Source organism: Pseudomonas sp. GNP012 (assembly GCF_054343835.1).
Genome location: NZ_JBTGUU010000001.1, coordinates 714,633 through 733,926, shown reverse-complemented (window position 1 = coordinate 733,926; position 19,294 = coordinate 714,633). Strand labels below are relative to the sequence as shown.

The window sequence follows — 19,294 nt, the reverse complement described above, 5'->3', positions numbered from 1 at the left end:
TGGAGCCTTACCCCATCACCCACGATTCTGGTTGCCATCATGTCCTCGCGCGAAAACACCGGCATGGCCCTGGGCCTGCTCGGCGTTGTGATCTTCAGCCTCACCCTGCCCTTCACGCGGATCGTCGTGCAGGAACTCCACCCGCTGCTCAACGGCCTGGGCCGGGCATTGTTTGCGGCGGTTCCGGCGGCGGTGCTGTTACTGTGGCACAGGGAAAAATGGCCGACCTGGAAACAGGTCAAAGGCCTGACGCTGGTGATGGCCGGGGTGATTCTCGGTTTCCCGGTGTTGTCGGCCTGGGCCATGCAAACCTTGCCGGCGTCCCACGGCGCGCTGGTCAATGGTTTGCAGCCGCTGTGCGTGGCGCTGTACGCCGCGTGGCTTTCCCACGAACGGCCTTCGAAAGCGTTCTGGGCCTGCGCCGCATTGGGCAGTGCGCTGGTACTCGGTTATGCACTGATCAGCGGTGCCGGCAGCATTCAGGCCGGTGACCTGCTGATGCTTGGCGCCATTGCCGTGGGCGGACTGGGCTACGCCGAGGGAGGCCGACTGGCCAGGGAGATGGGCGGCTGGCAGGTGATCTGCTGGGCGCTGGTACTGTCGACGCCGCTGTTGATCGGCCCGGTGGTGTATCTGGCGCTGCAACACCAGGGCGGGATTTCCGCCAGGACCTGGTGGGCCTTCGGTTATGTCTCGCTGTTTTCGCAGTTCATCGGCTTCTTCGCCTGGTACGCCGGGCTGGCCATGGGCGGCATTGCCCGGGTCAGCCAGATTCAGTTGTTGCAGATCTTCTTCACCATCGCCTTCTCGGCGCTGTTCTTCGGTGAACATGTGGAGCCGATCACCTGGCTGTTTGCCGGTGGGGTCATTGTGACGGTGATGCTGGGCCGCAAGACCGCAATCAAACCCAGTGTGGGAGCGGGCTTGCTCGCGAATACCGCTCCACATTCAACACCAATATCGACTGACCCAACGCCTTCGCGAGCAAGCCCGCTCCCACAGAATCAGAGGTAGCCGTCAGCGCGCAGCAACGTTTCCAGACAATGCTCGCTGATGTGGTAGAAATCCTTCAGCTCTTGAATCTTCGCCAATAGCTGGGCCGGTTCCACCGGTTCGGCGCGCTTGACCGCCAGGATCATCTTGTTCTTGTTGGTGTGGTCCAGCGAGATGAACTCGAACACCTTGGTCTCGTAGCCGCAGGCCTCAAGGAACAACGCGCGCAAACTGTCGGTGACCATCTCCGCCTGCTGGCCCAGGTGCAAGCCGTATTGCAGCATCGGCTTGAGCAGCGCCGGGCTCTGGATTTGCAGGCGGATCTGTTTGTGGCAGCAAGGCGAGCACATGATGATCGACGCGCCGGAACGGATACCGGTGTGGATCGCATAGTCGGTGGCGATATCGCAGGCATGCAGGGCGATCATCACGTCCAGCTCGCTCGGTGCCACGCTGCGCACGTCTCCGCACTTGAACACCAGGCCGGGGTGCTCAAGCCTGGCGGCCGCGGTGTTGCACAGGGTGACCATGTCTTCACGCAGCTCGACACCGGTCACTTCGCCTTCAGCTTTCAAGGTGTTTCGCAGGTAATCGTGGATGGCGAAGGTCAGGTACCCCTTGCCCGAACCGAAGTCTGCCACACGCACCGGTTTGTCCAGCGCCAGGGGTGACGAGGTCAGTGCATGGCTGAACACTTCGATGAACTTGTTGATCTGCTTCCACTTGCGCGACATCGCCGGGATAAGTTCATGCTGCTTGTTGGTCACCCCCAGGTCGGCGAGAAACGGCCGGCTCAGGTCAAGAAAACGGTTTTTTTCACGGTTGTGCTCGGCCGATGGCACTTCGCGCAATTGTTGAGGTTTGCTCTTGAACAGCGATGACTTGCCCTTTTTGCTGTATTCGAGCTGGGCTTCGTCGGTCAACGACAACAAATGCGCATTTTTGAACGACGCCGGCAGCAACCCGGCAATGCTCGCCACGCCTTCGGCCAGCGCCAGGTTCTTGGTGATATCGCGGGTCTTGTAGCGATAGACGAAAGACAGGCAAGGCTGCGCCTTGACCGTCACCGGCTTGATGATGATCCGCTGCAGGTCCGTTTCATCGCCCGCGTACTTGGCCAGCACCAGTTTGATGAACGCATTGTGCTCGAGGCTGGCTTGCAGCAGTTCGATGAACTGGGTGTGATGATCCGGCGCGAGGCTGGCGGGAGTGGCGGTGACGGACATGGAAAAACGGCCTCAGGCGATGCAAATCGGAGAATGCCGGTATTTTAAGGGGGACGAGGACTTTGGGCACGGGGTTATTTTATGGCAGGTCCCAGTCACGCAGCCCAGGACCTCGATACAAGCGTTGAAGCCTCAGGGTTCCACCAGACGAAGCTTGCGATTGTTCGGTGAATTAATGATGTGTTTGACAATCAGTCCCACTGGCACTGCCCAGGTCAGGCCATTGGCAGGGTCGGTCACCACGGCGACCGTTTCGGAACTTGCATCGATGTCCAGGCGCCGACGATCATTGCACGACTTGAGTAAGCCATAGGCACGGCTAACCAGCCTTTCGGCCAGGAACATCGGTACATCCATACTCTGCAGATGCTTTACCGCGCGACAGAACAGGACTTGATCATCGATCCCCCCTTCACTTTCATGACGCCCCAGAAACGCCTGGGCAATAGCCAATAACTCCTCATTCAGACCTGCATTTTCATCGGTAACCTTCATGCTCAAGTCTCCTGTGGCGCTTCTGACGTGTCAGGACTGACGGCAACAGGCCGGGAGGCACGACGCAAATCGGGTCCGGCGCAAGGCAGGCGTACGGCCGGATTGGGCATGCCACTGGGCGAAAGCTCATGGGTCATTTCAAATTCGGCACGCACGGACCAACCGCAAGCTTCCGACGTGCATTGCAGATACGCCACCCGCAGGAAAATATGCCGGCCTTCGCTGGTGCGGATGCGCATCCGGCTCAAGCAGTGCGGGCACACCATTTTATAAGTACTCATGCTTGAATCCCGAGGGTCATTGGGTGGCAATCAACCTGATCAAACGCAATACTGCTTGAGGCGTTCATCGCGGCGCTCCGGGCTTGCGAACAGTGTCTGCCAGGCATAAGGAACTGCATCGGGCAGACGCGTAGTGGGGTCGAGCCATGCTCGTAGGAAATCCCCCTGATACCATTAGGAAGTTTCGACATCGTATTCTTCTGACTCATCTTTGATGATTGATTACTTACAAGAAAAAAAGTACTCATTACGCATAAATTAGGCACTCAAAAAGCATATGTCAAAAGGAAGCGGCTCAAATTGCGTAGCAAAAAATCACAAGCTGTTCTGGCTCGTCTAAAGCAAGTTACCGGTACAAAAACCGATGCTTCTTTATCTTCCGCGCTACAGATCAGCCCGCAAACCCTTAGTAGCTGGCGAGGCCGCGACAGCACACCTTACTCATTATGCGTAGAAATCGCGCAAGCCCGGGGAATATCCCTTGACTGGCTGTTGCTGGGCGAAGGGCCGATTTTGAGACAAACAATTACTGATTCTTCGGAGAGTGGTCAGGAAAACACCACACGGGAAAACACCATTCTCGCGCTCTGGCGGTTGCTCGACGAAAACGATCGCTGCGCCATACAAAACGCACTCGAGGAAAAGCAACGACTGCGTGATATGGAACTCAGGCTTTCCGAAATGGCCACCATCCTGGCAACACTCAAACCTTCGAATGAAACCTGATGAACTGTGTCATCCGAAGTTGCATGGCTTCCCGTTCCGGATATCAAGACAACCCCATTCACGGACCATCATCTTCGTCCTCTCAGGTGTCGAATGATTTCGCCGATACCGGCACCATCGACCCATTGCATGAGCTTGATGCTGATGGGAATAACGATCAGCGCACAAAGAAAGGCCGTTACACCTTCTGTCAGAAATGGCGCCAGCGGATGTGCGACAGGCGTAAAGAGGTAACCGACACCCGCAGACAGCAACCAGGAACCGATGCGCTGCCAGGCCTTGAAGCTGGTGCGAGTGGTGGTGACCAGCCACGCGCCGAGCATCGCACCGAACAGTACCTCGCCATTGACCACTGGCAGCGTTGCAATCCCCATTCCCAACATGAGCCCATTGATGCCGTTGTATGCCGAATCAGTCAGGCTCATGCGCACCTCGCGCAACGACCGAATCCACCTGGATCGCTCCCGACTCGATCGCCCTGAGCAATGCGCAAGTGCGGGAGCTGACGTCGAACTTTCGGCGAATATTGGCGAAGTGAAAATTGACGGTAGATTCCGTGCAATTCTCGATCCTGGCGATTTCCCAGGAAGTTTTGCCCTTGAAACACCACATCAGGATTTGCGTTTCTTTCGCCGTCAGTTTCGCCTTGGGCTTTTTTTCCCCAGCGCCATTGGCTGCACGTGCCAAAGAGTCAATCGATTGTCGGGTTGCCATAAGAATCCCTCTTCGCGGGAACGCCCGTCGCTGGGCGTCCACTGTTGGAGAGAAATACTGACGACAAGGCTGAACCCGGACAATTGACGGGGGTTGTAGCGGCAAGCGCTACACAACGCCAGGGAGGACTTAGCCGAGTACCACCAAGCGGTTCGGCAGTTCATTGCGCACGTGGGTCACGGGCACATGCACCTTGAGCAGCTCGCCGCAGGCTTCGACGCAGCTGACAAAACCTTGCAACGTCTGCCCCTGCTTCACCTGTTGGGTGAAGGTGGCGACGATGGCATCCCAGTTCTTGTTGTCCAGCCGACTGGAAATGCCTTCATCCACCAGAATCTCCACATAACGCTCGGCTTCGGAGACGAAAATCAGAACACCGGTGCTGCCTTCGGTGTGGTGCAGGTTCTGCTCCAGAAACTGCCGGCGCGCCAGGTTCGAGGCGCGCCAGTGGCGCACCGAGCGCGGGACCAGATGGGTAGTGACTTTCGGCAGACGGAACACCAGGCACAGGACGATGAAGATGGCCCATTGCACCAGCAGCAGGCTGTGCAGGGTCAGCCAACCGGTGAGGTAATGCACGATGCCCGGCACCAGCAGCGCCAGCAGGCTGGCCCACAGCAACGGGATGTACGCGTAGTCGTCGGCGCGGGCCGCGAGCACGGTCACCAGTTCTGCGTCGGTGTCGCGCTCGACCCGGGCGATTGCCTCGGCGACTTTGCGTTGTTCGTGTTCGGTCAGTAATGCCATGTCGTGAATTGCCTGCTCATTTTTATTATCACCAGCCGCCGGACGAACCGCCGCCGCCGAAACTGCCTCCGCCGCCGCTGAAGCCTCCGCCTCCACCGCCGCCGCCAAATCCACCACCGCCAAAACCGCCCCCGGATCCTCCGGAGCCGCCCCGGCCGGCGGGAAGGATACCGAGCATCTGACACACAAAAACAGTCAGGATGAACAGCATCACCAAAAACACCAACAAGCCGGGATGCCGCGAGACGAAATCGTCCCCTGGATCGCCTCTGGACTCATACGCCGTGGAGGGTTCGTCCAAGGGGTTGCCGCCCAGCACCACCAGCATCGCCGCCACTCCGTCGCTGATGCCTTTACTGAAGTTGCCGGTCTTGAACGCCGGGGTGATGACCTGGTTGATGATCACTGAACTCTGGGCGTCGGTCAGGCGATCCTCCAGGCCATATCCGACTTCGATACGCAACCTGCGCTCGTTTCGGGCGATGATCAGCAGGGCGCCGTTGTTCTTGTCCTTCTGCCCGATCCCCCAGTGGCGGCCGAGCTGGTAACCGAAATCGGCGATGTCGGTGCCCTGCAAGTCCGGCAACGTCACGACCACAAGCTGCTCGCCGGTGGCCTGTTCATGGGCCTGAAGCTGTTGGCTGAGCTGATCGCGCACCACAGGCTCGATCATCTGCGCGTTGTCGACCACGCGCCCGGTCAGCGCCGGAAAACTCAGTTCGGCCCGGGCCGTGATCGCCACCATCCACAACAACAGCATCAGGCCCGTTTTCAACACGCGCATTGGCTACCTCTTCCATCCCGAACCTGGTCTGTTGGAGCTGCCGAAGGCTGCGATCTTTTGACGTTGCGCTAAAAGATCGCAGCCTTCGGCAGCTCCTACAGGGTTGCGTCAGAATTTGACTTCCGGGGCCTTTTCCGAACCCGGCGTGGCTTCGAAGGTCTCACGCACCGGCAGGTCGCTGTACATCACCGTGTGCCACAGGCGACCGGGGAAGGTGCGGATCTCGGTGTTGTATTTCTGCACCGCGAGGATGAAATCGCGCCGAGCCACGCTGATGCGGTTCTCGGTGCCTTCGAGCTGCGATTGCAGGGCGAGGAAGTTCTGGTTGGCCTTGAGGTCCGGATAACGCTCGGAGACCACCATCAAACGACTCAAGGCGCCACTGAGCTGATCCTGGGCCTGTTGGTACTGCTTGAGTTTTTCCGGGTTGTCGAGGGTCGAGGCATCCACCTGGATCGACGTGGCCTTGGCCCGCGCCTCAATGACCGCGGTCAGTGTCTCTTCTTCATGTTTTGCGTAGCCCTTGACCGTTTCCACCAGGTTGGGAATCAGGTCGGCGCGCCGCTGATACTGGTTCTGCACCTGGCCCCAGGCGGCCTTGGCCTGTTCGTCGAGGGTCGGGATATTGTTGATGCCGCAGGCGGTCAGCAACGTGGCCAGCATCAGCAGCGTGACGACCTGCAAACGCGAGCGATAGGTTGGACTTGCATTCATCAGGATGTCGCTCCCTTGTACATTCATGAAAAAACCGACCGTGAAACCTTCTGGGCCGGCTCTTGGGGCATAATCGCCCGCGCCTCTGGATTGCAACGGGCCGATGGGCTAAAAAGAGCCCCTGCGTGAAAACGCATCCGCCACCTGGCTGTCGTTTTTTGGCTCTGGTTTTTTGAGCCGGCACCCGAACAACAATAGACGCTCCCTAAATTTTGGCTGGCCGGCGTGCATATCGCCGTTTGGGCCCTTGAGAAAACTATTCATGAAGAAGCTGTGTTTGCTGGGCCTGTTCGTCAGCCTGGCCAGTCATAACGTATTGGCCGCCACGACGCCCGCACCCCTGGAGAACAAGGAAGCTTTCGTCAGCAACCTGATGAAGCAAATGACCCTCGATGAAAAAATCGGCCAGTTGCGCCTGATCAGCATCGGCCCGGAAATGCCTCGCGAAATGATCCGCAAGGAAATCGCGGCGGGCAACATCGGCGGTACGTTCAACTCGATCACCCGTCCGGAAAACCGGCCGATGCAGGACGCCGCCATGCGCAGCCGCCTGAAGATCCCGATGTTCTTCGCCTACGACGTAATCCACGGCCACCGCACCATTTTCCCGATCCCGCTGGCCCTGGCCTCGAGTTGGGACATGGATGCCATCGGCCTGTCCGGGCGCATCGCCGCCAAGGAAGCCGCGGCTGACAGCCTCGACATCACCTTCGCGCCGATGGTCGACATCTCCCGCGACCCGCGTTGGGGCCGTACCTCCGAAGGCTTCGGCGAAGACACCTACCTGGTGTCGCGCATTGCCGGCGTGATGGTCAAGGCGTTCCAGGGTACTGGCGCGAACGCGGCCGACAGCATCATGGCCAGCGTCAAGCACTTCGCCTTGTACGGCGCGGTCGAGGGTGGCCGCGACTACAACATAGTCGACATGAGCCCGGTCAAGATGTACCAGGACTACCTGCCACCGTACCGCGCCGCCATTGATGCCGGCGCTGGCGGGGTCATGGTCGCGCTGAACTCGGTCAACGGCGTGCCGGCCACCGCCAACACCTGGCTGATGAACGACCTGCTGCGCAAGGAGTGGGGTTTCAAGGGCCTGGCCGTCAGCGACCACGGGGCGATTTTCGAGCTGATCAAACACGGCGTTGCCGCCGACGGTCGCGAAGCGGCGAAGCTGGCGATCAAGGCCGGCATCCACATGAGCATGAACGACACCCTGTACGGCAAAGAGCTGCCTGGGCTGCTGAAGTCTGGCGAGATCCAGCAGAGCGACATCGACAACGCCGTGCGTGCGGTGCTCGAAGCCAAATACGACATGGGCCTGTTCAAGGACCCATACCTGCGCATCGGCAAAGCCGAGGACGATCCGGTCGACACCTACGCCGACAGCCGCCTGCACCGCGCCGAGGCCCGTGATGTGGCGCGCCGCAGCCAGGTGCTGTTGAAGAACCGGAACGAGACCCTGCCACTGAAGAAGACCGCGAAAATCGCGCTGGTCGGTCCGCTGGCCAAGGCGCCCATCGACATGATGGGCAGTTGGGCCGCCGCGGGCAGGCCTGCGCAGTCCGTCACCCTGTTCGACGGCATGACCAACGCCCTGGGCGATAAATCGACGCTGATCTACGCCCGTGGCGCCAACATCACCAGCGACCCGAAAATCCTCGGTTACCTGAACTTCCTCAACTTCGACGCCCCGGAAGTGGTGGATGATCCGCGTCCGGCGAACGTGCTGATCGACGAAGCGGTGAAAGCGGCCAAGGATGCGGATGTCGTCGTTGCCGCCGTTGGCGAGTCCCGTGGCATGTCCCACGAATCGTCGAGCCGCACCGACCTGAACATCCCGGAAAACCAGCGCGAGCTGATCCGTGCCCTGAAAGCCACCGGCAAACCGCTGGTGCTGGTGTTGATGAACGGCCGCCCGCTGACGATCCTCGAGGAGAAAGAACAGGCCGACGCGATCCTCGAAACCTGGTTCACCGGCACCGAAGGCGGCAACGCCATCGCCGACGTGCTGTTCGGCGACTACAACCCGTCGGGCAAACTGCCGATTAGCATCCCGCGTTCGGTCGGCCAGATTCCGACCTACTACAACCACCTGACCATTGGCCGGCCGTTCACCCCGGGCAAGCCGGGCAACTACACTTCGCAGTATTTCGATGACACCACTGGCCCGCTGTACCCGTTCGGTTACGGCCTGAGCTACACCGAGTTCAGCCTGAGCGACATGGCGCTGTCGTCGACCACGTTGAACAAGACCGGCAAGCTCGACGCCAGTGTCACGGTGAAAAACACCGGCAAGCGCGACGGCGAAACCGTGGTGCAGTTGTACATCCAGGACGTGGCAGGCTCGATGATCCGCCCGATCAAGGAACTGAAGAACTTCCAGAAGGTGATGATCAAGGCCGGCGAACAGAAGGTCGTGCATTTCACCATCACCGAGGACGACCTGAAGTTCTACAACACCCAGCTCAAGTACGCGGCGGAACCGGGCAAGTTTAACGTGCAGATCGGCCTGGATTCAGAGGACGTGACGCAGCAGAGCTTTGAGTTGCTCTAACCCCGTTACACCGCAATACAAATGTGGGAGCGGGCTTGCTCGCGAAGACGGAGTGTCAGTCGAAATCATCGTTGACTGACACTCCGTCTTCGCGAGCAAGCCCGCTCCCACAGTGGTTTGTGGCGTTCAGAAACCCGAGATCAACCCCTTCGATCCAGCAGATTCACCACCACCCGATCCACCCATCCCCACACCCGCTGCTTGACCCGCCGCCACAGCGGTCGACGCTTCCATTCTTCCAGGCTGACTTGCTGGCTCAGGGCGAAGTCGTGCTCGAAGCTCGCCGCTACCGCTCGGGTCAATCCGGGGTCCAGTGCTTCCAGGTTGGCTTCCAGGTTGAAGCGCAGGTTCCAGTGATCGAAGTTGCACGAGCCGATGCTCACCCAGTCGTCGATCAGGACCATTTTCAGGTGCAGGAAACACGGCTGGTATTCGTAGATCTCCACCCCGGCCTTGAGCAGTCGCGGGTAGTAGCGATGACCGGCGTAGCGCACGGAGGGGTGATCGGTACGCGGGCCGGTCAGCAGCAGGCGCACATCCACGCCGCGGGCAGCCGCCCGGCGCAGGGAACGGCGCACTTTCCAGGTCGGCAGAAAGTACGGCGTGGCCAGCCAGATCCGTCGGTGACCGCTGTTCAGGGCGCGCACCAGCGATTGCAGAATGTCCCGGTGTTGACGGGCATCGGCATAGGCCACCCGGCCCATACCATCGCCACTGGCCGGTACACGGGGTAAGCGCGGCAAGCCGAAATGCGAGGCCGGTCGCCAAGCGCGACGATGGCGGTTGGCGATCCACTGACGATCGAACAGCAGCTGCCAATCGAGCACCAGCGGGCCGGTGATTTCCACCATCACTTCGTGCCATTCGCTGACGTCTTCGCCCGGCGTCCAGAACTCATCGGTGACGCCCGTGCCCCCGACCACGGCCAGACTCTGGTCCACCAGCAACAATTTACGGTGGTCGCGGTAGAAGTTGCCGACCCAGCGCCGCCAGCTCAGACGATTGTAGAAACGCAGCTCCACCCCGGCGGCCATCAGCCGCTGGCGCAAGGCCAGGGTGAAGGCGAGGCTGCCGTAATCATCGAACAGGCAGCGCACCCGCACACCGCGCTCGGCGGCCTGAACCAATGCCTGGACCATGGCTTCGGCACAGGCACCCGCCTCCACCAGATACAGCTCCAGCTCCACCTGTTCTTCAGCCCGGGCAATCGCCACCAGCATGCGCGGGAAAAACTGCGGGCCATCGATCAGCAGTTCGAAGTGGTTGCCTTCGCGCCAGGGAAAAATCGCTCCGGCCATGTCAACGCGCCGTGAAAATCAGCACCGCACCCACCGGCACCGAAAGACTGATGGCCGAGAGGCCGGCCATTTTGCGCAACGTTTCCAGACCCGGTGCCAGATCGAAATCCTCGGCGTTGATCACCAGCGGTTCGAGGGTCACCACCTGGAAGCGCCGGTCATCGAGACGGGTGGCCAGCAGTTCGGCCTGGTATTGGTGTTGTTTGCCGTGCAGGTCGACCATCAGCGGCAGGCGCAACTCCAGCTGTGCACCGGGAGCGAGGTCGTTGATCGGGCGCAGATCGATTTTCGTGGAGATCAAGGCGTCGGGGAACCGCTCGATCTGGAACAGCTCCTTGCGCATGCGCTCATCGCGCAACGGGATGCCGCTGTTGATCGACTCCAGCTCGACTTCCACCTGCGCCAGCCCCTGGGGATCGACTTTGCCGTGCAGCACCAGAAAGCGCTGCACTTCGGAAACATTGGCGTTTTTGGTGCTGACAAACGACAGGCGTGAAGACTCGCCATCCAGGTACCAATCGGCACGGGCCGACAACGCGGCACCGGTCAGCAGCAGGAAAGCGAGGGTTTGAAGGGTGGAGCGCTTGAACATAAAGACTCGTGGGGGCAGATAAACCTGTGCTGAACCTTAACCGGCCCTCAGCGCATTGCAAGCCGTCTACTGCACCAAACCCGCTTTTGTGGCGAGGGGGCTTGCCCCCGTTCGGCTGCGAAGCAGTCGTAAACTCGGTGATCGCGGTTTTTCTGGTTCGCCGAAGTTGCAGGTTTTGGGGCCGCTTCGCGACCCAACGGGGGCAAGCCCCCTCGCCACAAGAGCCCTCGCCAGATCTCACCATTTCAGCGTGATCAAGGCTCCAAGCGACAACCCTGGCGCTCGCCGATCCACACGGCGCTGTTGCTGCGCCCCATGCCGCTGACCGTTACGCGTCTGGCGCTCGGGTCATCGATAAAGCCACTGGTGGGCAGCCATTGCTTCACATAGCCGTGGCAGTACTGGGTATCGTTACCCATCACGTAGCGGCACGAACAATATTCCTTGGCGGTGTAGGCGCTGATGATGTCGGGGAACGCCCACAGCGCCACCCGCTCATGCCAGATCCAGCCGAGCAAGGCGATCAGCAGGATCAGCAACAGGGAACTGACCGGTCGACGGCGTATGAAACCGGTCATGGCTGCACCTTCCCGGCAAAGGCCTTGAGCGCGAGCCTGAGCAATTCGTTGTGCCGGTAACTGCCGTCGCGGTCATCGCCGTAGCGGACGATCACCAGCTGTTCACTGGGGATCACATACATCGCCTGCCCCCAATGCCCCAGCGCCGCGAAGGTATCGGCGGGGGCATCGGGCCAGGGTTGTGGCGCGCCCTCAACCGCTCGATTGAGCCACCACTGGCCGCCGGGGACGGCATCGTCTTGCCGGGCGTGATAATGAGCGAACGGCTCGCGGTTGAACGCCACCCAGTCTTTGGGCAGCAGTTGCCTGTCTCCCCAGCGCCCCTCACGGGCCATCAACAGACCGACCCTGGCCAGATCCCGTGCCGTCAGGTAGGCATAGGACGACGCGACGAACGTGCCGGTGTCATCGGTTTCCCAAACGGCGTGGCGAATGCCCAGCGGTTCGAACACCGCAGTCCATGGATAGTCGGGATAGCGGTCGGGGCCGACGATGGTTTTCAGCGCGGCGGACAACAGGTTGCTGTCACCGCTGGAGTAACGAAAGGCCTGACCCGGCGCGGCGTACGCAGCATGCGCCGCAGTGAACCCGGCCATGTCGTGGCGCCCGCGGGTGTAGAGCATGGCCACCACCGAAGATTTCAGCGGTGCATATTCGTAGTCCTCCTGCCAGTCCAGGCCTGAAGCCCAGTGCAGCAAGTCGACCATGGTCATATCGGGATGTTTTTGCAGGGGCGGATAAAACTTCGCCACCGGATCACCGAGTTTGAACAAGCCTTCGCCATAGGCCACACCAAGGACGGCGGCCATCAGGCTCTTGCTGATCGACCAGGTCAGGTGCGGCGTCTCGGCCGTCGTCGGGCCGGCGTAGCGCTCGTAGAGCAACTGGCCGTCGCGAATCACCAGCAAGGCATCGGTGCGAATGCCCTGGCGAGTGCTGTCATCGCGGGACGGGAAGGCGTAGGCCTCCAGGGCTTGAAGCGTCGGGCCGGTCGGCGTCGGGGCGGTCGGCCATTGCTCGGCGGGCCAGTACTCGGCCTGGGCCGTGAAGCTGAGCAACATCAGGAAAATCAGGGACAAGCCTTTGGCCATGGCGGGGGCTCGGAGATTGAACCTGCTGAGCCTAGTCGAGGTTGATGACAGTTCCTGGATTTGTGTTGCTGTTGAGGCTGTCTTCGCGAGCAGGCTCGCTCCCACAGGGGAATGCATTTCCAATGTGGGAGCGAGCCTGCTCGCGAAGGGGCCGGTCAATCCAGTGAATATCCGGAAAGTGCCTTGGCCAACCTCTTCCCCCGAGCTCCCGCCGCCAGATCCATCACCGCTTGATCGCGCTGCCACATCGCCGCCCACTCCGGCGGCCCATCGGCCAGGGCCTCATTCACCTCAGTCTTGAGCGCATCAAACTGCGCGAACAACCCGCCAAGCACCACATGCCCGGCCAGACTGGTCGGTGGCTGGCGGCTGGCCTCCGCGCACCCTGCCAACAGCCCCAGCAGACGCAATTGCAAGGATGGCGGCCAGGCACAGTCCTGACCGACCCCATACAGCCACGCCGTCATGGCGCTCAGTACATAGATGTCTTCCAGCGTGCGAAACGGTTTGACGTATGCATCCCAGCCGTCCCCGGCGAGCAATTCGCACAAGGCATTATCCAGAAACAACCGGCCGTGGCTGATGTCCGGCATCAACGGGATCGGCGCCAGTTTTTCCAGCCGCACGCCCGGCTCATCGCGATAGATCACCGCCAGGCTCAAGCGCGGGTCGGCGCCGGGCTCCTCGCAGCGTGCAGCCACCAGCAACCAGTCGGCGGCATCGCCGGCAGTGACGAAATCCTTGCGTCCGCTCAGACGCAAACCGCTCAGGCGGGTTTGCATGTCGGCCGGTCGCAGGCTGCGCTGTTCCGTGGCGCACAAGGCGCCGAGGCTCAGTGGCGCGCTCGGCCAGAGCATGCGCAATGCCGCTTGATATCCCACCAGAAACGCCAGCCCCGGCGTTGCCATCAGCCGCCCGCCCAGCACGGCCAATTCAAACGGCGCGACCGTGCCCAGCTGCTGCAACAAAGTCGCGAAACCTTCGGCCAGGTCCGGGTTGGCGGGCAAGCGATCACGGCGGTTCAACAGGGTTTGCCAGGGCATAAGAGGCTCCTCGTGGGCTGTCATATAAGCATCACCAAAGCTTAATGGCGATGACACCGGGGCTACATAGCCTGACTTTGCACAACACGGCTAGACAAAGAAAGTCGATTCGCTGTAGCCCAAAGACGGGTGAGCAGCCCGCACGGAGATTCGCCATGACTCAGATCGCCCGCATCAGCGACACCGCCAACGAACGCCGCCTGCAAGCCGAACGCCTGGTGGGCGCCGAGGCGCTGCAGGAAGCCCAGGCCTTGCGTTTCAACGTGTTCAGCGGCGAATTCAACGCCAAGCTCAAGGGCGCTGAACGGGGTCTGGACATGGATGACTACGACGTTCACTGCGCCCACATCGGCGTGCGCGACCTGAACACCGGGCGCCTGGTGGCTACCACCCGTTTGCTCGACCACACGGCTGCCAGCAGCCTGGGCAAGTTCTACAGCGAAGAAGAATTCAGCCTCCACGGCCTGGTACACCTGCAAGGCCCGATCCTGGAAATCGGTCGCACCTGCGTCGACCCGGCCTACCGCAACGGCGGCACCATCGCCGTGCTCTGGGGTGAACTGGCCGAAGTCCTGAACCAGGGCGGCTACAGCTACCTGATGGGTTGCGCGAGCATTCCGATGCAGGATGGCGGTGTACAGGCCCACGCGATCATGCAGCGTCTGCGCGAACGCTACCTGTGCACCGAACACCTGCGCGCCGAGCCGAAAAACCCGCTGCCAAGCCTGGACATCCCGTCCAACGTGATTGCCGAAATGCCACCACTGCTCAAGGCCTACATGCGCCTGGGCGCGAAGATCTGCGGCGAGCCTTGCTGGGACGAAGACTTCCAGGTCGCCGACGTATTCATCCTGCTCAAGCGCGACGAACTCTGCCCGCGCTACGCCAAACACTTCAAGGCGGCTGTGTAATGAGCCGGTTGCGGGTGTACGCGCGAATCGCGCGAGTGCTGATGGTGGTGACGCTGGGCCTGGGCATGGCCAGTGTGTTCGGCGTGTTCGAACGCCTGGGCCTGGCCCATTCGATGGCGCGTCGTCAGCGCTGGTCGCGATTTTTCATGGCCCGCCTGGGCAACGCCCTGCCCTTTGACGTGACCGTCCACGGTGAGCTGCCGAAGACACCGATGCTCTGGGTCAGCAACCATGTGTCCTGGACCGATATTCCGCTGCTGGGCATGCTCACGCCGCTGTCGTTCCTGTCCAAGGCCGAAGTGCGCACCTGGCCGGTGGCCGGCTGGTTGGCGGCCAAGGCCGGCAGCCTGTTCATCCGTCGTGGCGCGGGTGACAGCCAGTTGATCCGCAAGCAGATGACCCGCCATCTGGAACAAGCCTACCCACTGCTGATGTTCCCGGAAGGCACCACCACCGATGGCCGTTCGCTGCGCACCTTCCATGGCCGCCTGCTGTCCGCCGCCATCGACTCCGAAGTGGCGCTGCAGCCGGTGGCGATCCGTTATGTGCGTGACGGCCAGCCTTGCGCGCTGGCGCCATTCATTGGCGACGATGATCTGCTGTCGCACCTGATGCGTCTGTTCGCCAATGACCGTGGCGGCGTGGAGATTCATCTGCTCAAGCCAATCGCCTGTGAAGGCCGGGAGCGCGCGGCACTGGCGTTCGAGGCGCAGCAGGCGGTGCAGAAGGCGTTGTTTGGGACTGTCGTTGAACCTCAGCGAGCACCGATGCGCCCTGCTATCGCAGCATAAACACAGATCCCATGTGGGAGCGGGCTTGCTCGCGAATGCGATCTGTCATTCAGCTCAGATGTCAGCTGATACACCGCATTCGCGAGCAAGCCCGCTCCCACAGTGGTTTTAAGTTGCTGGATAGTTCCGCGCAAAATCCTGCAACTGCGGATAGAACAACCGAAAGTCCTCGCTCAACGGTTCATACAACCGTCGCAACTCCTGCATCGCCGCCGCCAGTTCCTCCGGCCGGGTCAGGCGCCGCGAGATCCCGCGCAACACCTGCTCCAGTACTTCAAATTCCTGATACGAGCCCAGCCAGTCATTGGCCACCATGTGCGGCGCAATCTTCGCCAGCCGCTCCGGCAGCTGCCGCTCGCTGGACAGCACGCGATAAACGTCCGAGGTGAACAGTTCCAGCGGCCGGTCGGCATACAGCCTCCAGTCCCGCGCCAGGCAATGGTCGAAAAACACGTCGAGCACGATCCCCGCATAGCGACGACGGGTCAGGGAGAAACGCGACAACGCGACATCCACCTGCGGATGGCGATCGGTGAACACGTCGATGCTGCGGTGCAACTGGATAGCCCCCTCGATGTCCGGAGCGAACTGCCCTTGCAGCCGCCCCTTGACGAAATCGCCATACAGGCTGCCGAGCAATTGGCCGGGACGCTGGCCACCGAGGTGAAGATGTGCGAGATAGTTCATGGGCGCAGCTTAGCACTGCCCCCTTGTCTTGTTACACTCAACGTATCGTTATAACTCGATATACCGAAATGCGAGCTGGTCAGAGCCAAATCATATTTGTATATCGCGAAATACCGATTTAAAGTTCGCCTCATCGCGATATAGCGTTTTAAACATCACGAGCCCACATCATGACCATCAATCTCGACGAAATAATAAAAGCCCTGGCACACCCAGTACGGCGAGAAATCCTGCACTGGCTCAAGGACCCGACCGTCGAATTTCCCGACCAGTCCCACAGCAACGAGCACGGCGTTTGCGCCGGGCAGATCGATCAACGTTGCGGCCTGTCGCAGTCCACGGTGTCGGCACACCTGGCGACCCTGCAACGCGCCGGCCTGATCAGCAGCCGCAAAGTCGGCCAGTGGCATTTTTTCAAACGCAATGAGGAAACCATTCAGGAGTTCCTCAAAACCTTCAGTAAAGAGCTCTGACCCTGTGGGGGCGTTCTCAATTGGTTTTCACACAGCGCCGGGAAAACCAATTGAGAACGCCCCCCACGTCAGTCAGCCAAAAGGAATTAAACAATGCCCCTCTCGCTACTCATCCTGGCCTTGAGCGCTTTCGCCATCGGCACCACCGAGTTCGTCATCATGGGCCTGCTGCCCAACGTGGCGGCCGACCTCGGAGTGTCGATTCCCGGTGCCGGCTGGCTGGTGACCGGTTACGCCCTGGGCGTGGCCATCGGTGCACCGTTCATGGCGCTGGCCACCGCCAGGCTGCCGCGCAAGGCCGCCCTGGTGGCGTTGATGGGCATCTTCATTATCGGCAACCTGCTCTGCGCAGTAGCGGGCGACTACAACGTGCTGATGTTTGCCCGTGTGGTCACCGCGCTGTGCCACGGTGCCTTCTTCGGCATCGGTTCGGTGGTGGCTGCCGGCCTGGTGCCTGCGAACAAACGTGCCTCGGCCGTGGCCCTGATGTTCACCGGCCTGACCCTGGCCAACGTCCTTGGCGTACCACTGGGCACCGCCCTCGGCCAGGAAGCCGGCTGGCGTTCGACCTTCTGGGCCGTGACCGTGATCGGTGTGATTGCACTGATCGGTCTGATCCGCTTCCTGCCGGCCAAGCGCGATGAAGAAAAACTCGACATGCGCGCCGAACTGGCCGCACTCAAGGGCGCTGGCATCTGGCTGTCCCTGAGCATGACGGCACTGTTCGCCGCCTCGGTGTTCACCCTGTTCACCTACGTCGCGCCGCTGTTGGGCGAAGTCACTGGGGTCTCGCCCCGTGGCGTGACCTGGACCCTGATGCTCATCGGCCTGGGCCTGACGGTAGGCAACATCATCGGCGGCAAGCTGGCCGATAAAGGCATGGCCGCGACCCTGATCGGTGTGTTCGTGACCATGGCCGTGGTGTCCACTGTGCTGACCTGGACCAGCGTCGCCCTGATCCCGACCGAAATCACCCTGTTTCTCTGGGCCACCGCGTGCTTCGCCGCCGTACCGGCGCTGCAAGTGAACGTGGTGACGTTCGGCAAAGCCGCACCGAACCTGGTGTCGACCCTGAACATCGGCGCTTTCAACATCGGCAACGCCTTGGGTGCCTGGGTCGGCGGCAGCGTGATCGCCCATGGCTTCGGCCTGACCAGCGTGCCGCTCGCCGCAGCCGTACTGGCGGTACTCGCCCTGCTGGTGACCCTGATTACTTTCCGCCAGAGCGGCAACCCCGATCTGGCACCTGCTACCAACTAACCACCTGAAACCTCACGAGGGTTGTACTTCATGACGACTATTTTCGATCCAATCAAACTGGGCGACCTCGAGTTGGCCAACCGCATCATCATGGCACCGCTGACCCGCTGCCGCGCCGACGAAGGCCGCGTACCCAATGCGCTGATGGCCGAGTACTACGTGCAGCGTGCGTCCGCCGGGCTGATCCTCAGCGAGGCGACTTCGGTGACACCGATGGGCGTCGGCTACCCGGACACCCCGGGCATCTGGTCCAACGATCAGGTACGTGGCTGGTCCAACGTGACCAAGGCCATCCATGGCGCGGGCGGCAAGATCTTCCTGCAGTTGTGGCACGTGGGTCGCATTTCCCACGGTTTGTACCTGAACGATGAAGCACCGGTCGCCCCGAGTGCCATCCAGCCCAAGGGCCACGTCAGCCTGGTTCGTCCGCTGGCCGACTTCCCGGTGCCGCGCGCCCTGGAAACCGCTGAAATCGCCGACATCGTCGACGCTTACCGCGTTGGTGCCGAGAACGCCAAGGCCGCCGGCTTCGACGGTGTGGAAATCCACGCCGCCAACGGTTACCTGCTCGACCAGTTCCTGCAAAGCAGCACCAACCAGCGCACCGACAACTATGGCGGTTCCCTGGAAAACCGTGCCCGCCTGCTGCTGGAAGTGACTGACGCCGCCATCGAAATCTGGGGCGCAGGCCGTGTAGGTGTGCACCTGTCGCCACGCGCCGACCTGCATGACATGGGCGACGACAACCTGGCTGAAACCTTCACCTACGTCGCTCGCGAACTGGGCAAGCGTGGCATCGCCTTCATCTGCTCGCGCGAGAAAGAAGGTGCCGACAGCCTCGGCCCACAACTCAAGGAAGCCTTCGGCGGCCCCTACATTGCCAACGAGCGTTTCACCAAGGACAGCGCTAATGCGTTGCTCGCCAGCGGCAAGGCCGATGCAGTTGCCTTCGGCGTACCTTTCATTGCCAACCCTGACCTGCCGGCACGCTTGCAGGCCGACGCGCCGCTGAACGAAGCGCGCCCGGAACTGTTCTATGCCAAGGGCCCGGTTGGTTACATCGACTATCCAACATTGTAAGACTGCGCAAACTCAAAAAGCCCGGCGTTTCGGACGCCGGGCTTTTTTTGCTTTAAATAAGCTAAAACCCGCTTGCCAGACTTAAACCCCTGACAACTTACCTGCCATTCAAACCAGTATCACACCCACACCCACACCCACTTGCATACAAACTTACAACTAAAACCCAGACAAACTCAAAAAAACAATTTAATACTTCACAACGCCTCGTCACAACATATCGAGCGCTATGGAAAGCCCCTAAAAAACTTTAAAG

The 19,294-nt window shown here is 60.8% G+C and carries 22 protein-coding genes; 8 read left to right on the top strand and 14 right to left on the bottom strand.

The window, feature by feature from the left end; translation table 11 throughout:
* Positions 1 to 39 precede the first annotated feature (39 nt).
* On the top strand, positions 40 to 1,014 hold the full coding sequence (locus tag ACXX83_RS03230) for a DMT family transporter (protein WP_458547548.1): 975 nt from the start codon (positions 40 to 42) through the stop codon (positions 1,012 to 1,014).
* Here ACXX83_RS03230 and ACXX83_RS03225 read toward each other — a convergent pair.
* The 3 genes from ACXX83_RS03225 to ACXX83_RS03215 form a co-directional block, all read right to left on the bottom strand.
* Positions 1,005 to 2,219 (bottom strand): class I SAM-dependent methyltransferase, encoded by a 1,215-nt coding sequence (locus ACXX83_RS03225; RefSeq protein ID WP_458547546.1) that lies wholly within the window; start codon positions 2,217 to 2,219, stop codon positions 1,005 to 1,007. The genes ACXX83_RS03230 and ACXX83_RS03225 overlap by 10 nt on opposite strands.
* A gap of 132 nt (positions 2,220 to 2,351) precedes the next feature.
* Positions 2,352 to 2,714 carry a hypothetical protein gene (locus ACXX83_RS03220; RefSeq protein WP_015093875.1) on the bottom strand — a complete coding sequence of 121 codons (363 nt, stop codon included), beginning with the start codon at positions 2,712 to 2,714 and terminating at the stop codon, positions 2,352 to 2,354.
* Between the two features lie 2 nt (positions 2,715 to 2,716).
* Positions 2,717 to 2,995 carry an Ogr/Delta-like zinc finger protein gene (locus tag ACXX83_RS03215; protein ID WP_458547544.1) on the bottom strand — a complete coding sequence of 93 codons (279 nt, stop codon included), beginning with the start codon at positions 2,993 to 2,995 and terminating at the stop codon, positions 2,717 to 2,719.
* A gap of 300 nt (positions 2,996 to 3,295) precedes the next feature.
* Here ACXX83_RS03215 and ACXX83_RS03210 point away from each other — a divergent pair, with 300 nt between their 5' ends.
* A complete protein-coding gene (locus tag ACXX83_RS03210) occupies positions 3,296 to 3,721 on the top strand; it encodes a helix-turn-helix domain-containing protein (RefSeq protein WP_217837437.1) in 426 nt (141 codons plus the stop codon).
* A gap of 68 nt (positions 3,722 to 3,789) precedes the next feature.
* Here the strand turns inward: ACXX83_RS03210 and ACXX83_RS03205 are convergent, their stop codons facing one another.
* The 5 genes from ACXX83_RS03205 to ACXX83_RS03185 all read right to left on the bottom strand — a co-directional run bounded on the left by ACXX83_RS03205 (position 3,790) and on the right by ACXX83_RS03185 (position 6,680).
* Positions 3,790 to 4,146, bottom strand: coding sequence for a putative holin (locus ACXX83_RS03205; RefSeq protein WP_015093872.1), 357 nt, complete (start codon positions 4,144 to 4,146; stop codon positions 3,790 to 3,792).
* Positions 4,133 to 4,435, bottom strand: a complete 303-nt coding sequence (locus ACXX83_RS03200) for a helix-turn-helix domain-containing protein (protein WP_458547542.1) — start codon at positions 4,433 to 4,435, stop codon at positions 4,133 to 4,135. The genes ACXX83_RS03205 and ACXX83_RS03200 overlap by 14 nt, the downstream gene beginning before the upstream one ends.
* 129 nt (positions 4,436 to 4,564) lie before the next feature.
* A complete protein-coding gene (locus ACXX83_RS03195; protein WP_095966228.1) occupies positions 4,565 to 5,182 on the bottom strand; it encodes a TPM domain-containing protein in 618 nt (205 codons plus the stop codon).
* 28 nt (positions 5,183 to 5,210) lie between these two features.
* Positions 5,211 to 5,966 (bottom strand): TPM domain-containing protein, encoded by a 756-nt coding sequence (locus tag ACXX83_RS03190; RefSeq protein WP_217837434.1) that lies wholly within the window; start codon positions 5,964 to 5,966, stop codon positions 5,211 to 5,213.
* 108 nt (positions 5,967 to 6,074) lie between these two features.
* Positions 6,075 to 6,680, bottom strand: coding sequence for a LemA family protein (locus ACXX83_RS03185; RefSeq protein WP_007976733.1), 606 nt, complete (start codon positions 6,678 to 6,680; stop codon positions 6,075 to 6,077).
* A gap of 262 nt (positions 6,681 to 6,942) precedes the next feature.
* On the opposite strand from ACXX83_RS03185, the gene bglX reads away from it, so the two are divergent.
* The gene (gene bglX, locus ACXX83_RS03180) at positions 6,943 to 9,234 is read left to right on the top strand and encodes a beta-glucosidase BglX (protein ID WP_126049780.1); all 2,292 of its coding nucleotides are present in this window, start codon (positions 6,943 to 6,945) and stop codon (positions 9,232 to 9,234) included.
* 140 nt (positions 9,235 to 9,374) lie between these two features.
* Here the strand turns inward: bglX and ACXX83_RS03175 are convergent, their stop codons facing one another.
* The 5 genes from ACXX83_RS03175 to ACXX83_RS03155 form a co-directional block, all read right to left on the bottom strand.
* On the bottom strand, positions 9,375 to 10,532 hold the full coding sequence (locus ACXX83_RS03175; protein WP_458547539.1) for a phospholipase D-like domain-containing protein: 1,158 nt from the start codon (positions 10,530 to 10,532) through the stop codon (positions 9,375 to 9,377).
* Position 10,533: 1 nt separating this feature from the next.
* Positions 10,534 to 11,124 (bottom strand): YceI family protein, encoded by a 591-nt coding sequence (locus ACXX83_RS03170; RefSeq protein ID WP_015093866.1) that lies wholly within the window; start codon positions 11,122 to 11,124, stop codon positions 10,534 to 10,536.
* Between the two features lie 254 nt (positions 11,125 to 11,378).
* Positions 11,379 to 11,702 carry an amidase gene (locus ACXX83_RS03165; RefSeq protein ID WP_458547538.1) on the bottom strand — a complete coding sequence of 108 codons (324 nt, stop codon included), beginning with the start codon at positions 11,700 to 11,702 and terminating at the stop codon, positions 11,379 to 11,381.
* Positions 11,699 to 12,793 carry a serine hydrolase domain-containing protein gene (locus ACXX83_RS03160; RefSeq protein WP_458547537.1) on the bottom strand — a complete coding sequence of 365 codons (1,095 nt, stop codon included), beginning with the start codon at positions 12,791 to 12,793 and terminating at the stop codon, positions 11,699 to 11,701. Before ACXX83_RS03160 ends, ACXX83_RS03165 begins: the two co-directional genes overlap by 4 nt.
* A 155-nt stretch (positions 12,794 to 12,948) precedes the next feature.
* Complete coding sequence (locus ACXX83_RS03155) at positions 12,949 to 13,836, bottom strand: acyl-CoA dehydrogenase family protein (RefSeq protein ID WP_015093863.1); 888 nt, start codon at positions 13,834 to 13,836, stop codon at positions 12,949 to 12,951.
* Between the two features lie 155 nt (positions 13,837 to 13,991).
* Here ACXX83_RS03155 and olsB point away from each other — a divergent pair, with 155 nt between their 5' ends.
* Positions 13,992 to 14,747 (top strand): L-ornithine N(alpha)-acyltransferase, encoded by a 756-nt coding sequence (gene olsB, locus ACXX83_RS03150; RefSeq protein WP_015093862.1) that lies wholly within the window; start codon positions 13,992 to 13,994, stop codon positions 14,745 to 14,747.
* Positions 14,747 to 15,538, top strand: a complete 792-nt coding sequence (locus ACXX83_RS03145) for a lysophospholipid acyltransferase family protein (RefSeq protein WP_015093861.1) — start codon at positions 14,747 to 14,749, stop codon at positions 15,536 to 15,538. The genes olsB and ACXX83_RS03145 overlap by 1 nt, the downstream gene beginning before the upstream one ends.
* Before the next feature lie 108 nt (positions 15,539 to 15,646).
* Here the strand turns inward: ACXX83_RS03145 and ACXX83_RS03140 are convergent, their stop codons facing one another.
* On the bottom strand, positions 15,647 to 16,225 hold the full coding sequence (locus ACXX83_RS03140; protein WP_126049770.1) for an acyl carrier protein phosphodiesterase: 579 nt from the start codon (positions 16,223 to 16,225) through the stop codon (positions 15,647 to 15,649).
* Between the two features lie 170 nt (positions 16,226 to 16,395).
* Here ACXX83_RS03140 and ACXX83_RS03135 point away from each other — a divergent pair, with 170 nt between their 5' ends.
* From ACXX83_RS03135 to ACXX83_RS03125, 3 genes are all read left to right on the top strand, one after another.
* Entirely contained in the window at positions 16,396 to 16,698 is a 303-nt protein-coding gene (locus ACXX83_RS03135) for an ArsR/SmtB family transcription factor (protein WP_007983055.1), read from the top strand.
* A gap of 93 nt (positions 16,699 to 16,791) precedes the next feature.
* Complete coding sequence (locus tag ACXX83_RS03130) at positions 16,792 to 17,958, top strand: MFS transporter (RefSeq protein WP_217837427.1); 1,167 nt, start codon at positions 16,792 to 16,794, stop codon at positions 17,956 to 17,958.
* 30 nt (positions 17,959 to 17,988) lie between these two features.
* Positions 17,989 to 19,038 carry an alkene reductase gene (locus tag ACXX83_RS03125; RefSeq protein WP_015093859.1) on the top strand — a complete coding sequence of 350 codons (1,050 nt, stop codon included), beginning with the start codon at positions 17,989 to 17,991 and terminating at the stop codon, positions 19,036 to 19,038.
* Positions 19,039 to 19,294: the final 256 nt, after the last annotated feature.

Coding starts and splice junctions, on each gene's coding strand:
- ACXX83_RS03230 (WP_458547548.1), top strand. CDS start 40: ATGTCCTCGCGCGAAAACACCGGCATGGCCCTGGGCCTGCTCGGCGTT.
- ACXX83_RS03225 (WP_458547546.1), bottom strand. CDS start 2,219: ATGTCCGTCACCGCCACTCCCGCCAGCCTCGCGCCGGATCATCACACC.
- ACXX83_RS03220 (WP_015093875.1), bottom strand. CDS start 2,714: ATGAAGGTTACCGATGAAAATGCAGGTCTGAATGAGGAGTTATTGGCT.
- ACXX83_RS03215 (WP_458547544.1), bottom strand. CDS start 2,995: ATGAGTACTTATAAAATGGTGTGCCCGCACTGCTTGAGCCGGATGCGC.
- ACXX83_RS03205 (WP_015093872.1), bottom strand. CDS start 4,146: ATGAGCCTGACTGATTCGGCATACAACGGCATCAATGGGCTCATGTTG.
- ACXX83_RS03200 (WP_458547542.1), bottom strand. CDS start 4,435: ATGGCAACCCGACAATCGATTGACTCTTTGGCACGTGCAGCCAATGGC.
- ACXX83_RS03195 (WP_095966228.1), bottom strand. CDS start 5,182: ATGGCATTACTGACCGAACACGAACAACGCAAAGTCGCCGAGGCAATC.
- ACXX83_RS03190 (WP_217837434.1), bottom strand. CDS start 5,966: ATGCGCGTGTTGAAAACGGGCCTGATGCTGTTGTTGTGGATGGTGGCG.
- ACXX83_RS03185 (WP_007976733.1), bottom strand. CDS start 6,680: ATGAATGCAAGTCCAACCTATCGCTCGCGTTTGCAGGTCGTCACGCTG.
- bglX (WP_126049780.1), top strand. CDS start 6,943: ATGAAGAAGCTGTGTTTGCTGGGCCTGTTCGTCAGCCTGGCCAGTCAT.
- ACXX83_RS03175 (WP_458547539.1), bottom strand. CDS start 10,532: ATGGCCGGAGCGATTTTTCCCTGGCGCGAAGGCAACCACTTCGAACTG.
- ACXX83_RS03170 (WP_015093866.1), bottom strand. CDS start 11,124: ATGTTCAAGCGCTCCACCCTTCAAACCCTCGCTTTCCTGCTGCTGACC.
- ACXX83_RS03165 (WP_458547538.1), bottom strand. CDS start 11,702: ATGACCGGTTTCATACGCCGTCGACCGGTCAGTTCCCTGTTGCTGATC.
- ACXX83_RS03160 (WP_458547537.1), bottom strand. CDS start 12,793: ATGGCCAAAGGCTTGTCCCTGATTTTCCTGATGTTGCTCAGCTTCACG.
- ACXX83_RS03155 (WP_015093863.1), bottom strand. CDS start 13,836: ATGCCCTGGCAAACCCTGTTGAACCGCCGTGATCGCTTGCCCGCCAAC.
- olsB (WP_015093862.1), top strand. CDS start 13,992: ATGACTCAGATCGCCCGCATCAGCGACACCGCCAACGAACGCCGCCTG.
- ACXX83_RS03145 (WP_015093861.1), top strand. CDS start 14,747: ATGAGCCGGTTGCGGGTGTACGCGCGAATCGCGCGAGTGCTGATGGTG.
- ACXX83_RS03140 (WP_126049770.1), bottom strand. CDS start 16,225: ATGAACTATCTCGCACATCTTCACCTCGGTGGCCAGCGTCCCGGCCAA.
- ACXX83_RS03135 (WP_007983055.1), top strand. CDS start 16,396: ATGACCATCAATCTCGACGAAATAATAAAAGCCCTGGCACACCCAGTA.
- ACXX83_RS03130 (WP_217837427.1), top strand. CDS start 16,792: ATGCCCCTCTCGCTACTCATCCTGGCCTTGAGCGCTTTCGCCATCGGC.
- ACXX83_RS03125 (WP_015093859.1), top strand. CDS start 17,989: ATGACGACTATTTTCGATCCAATCAAACTGGGCGACCTCGAGTTGGCC.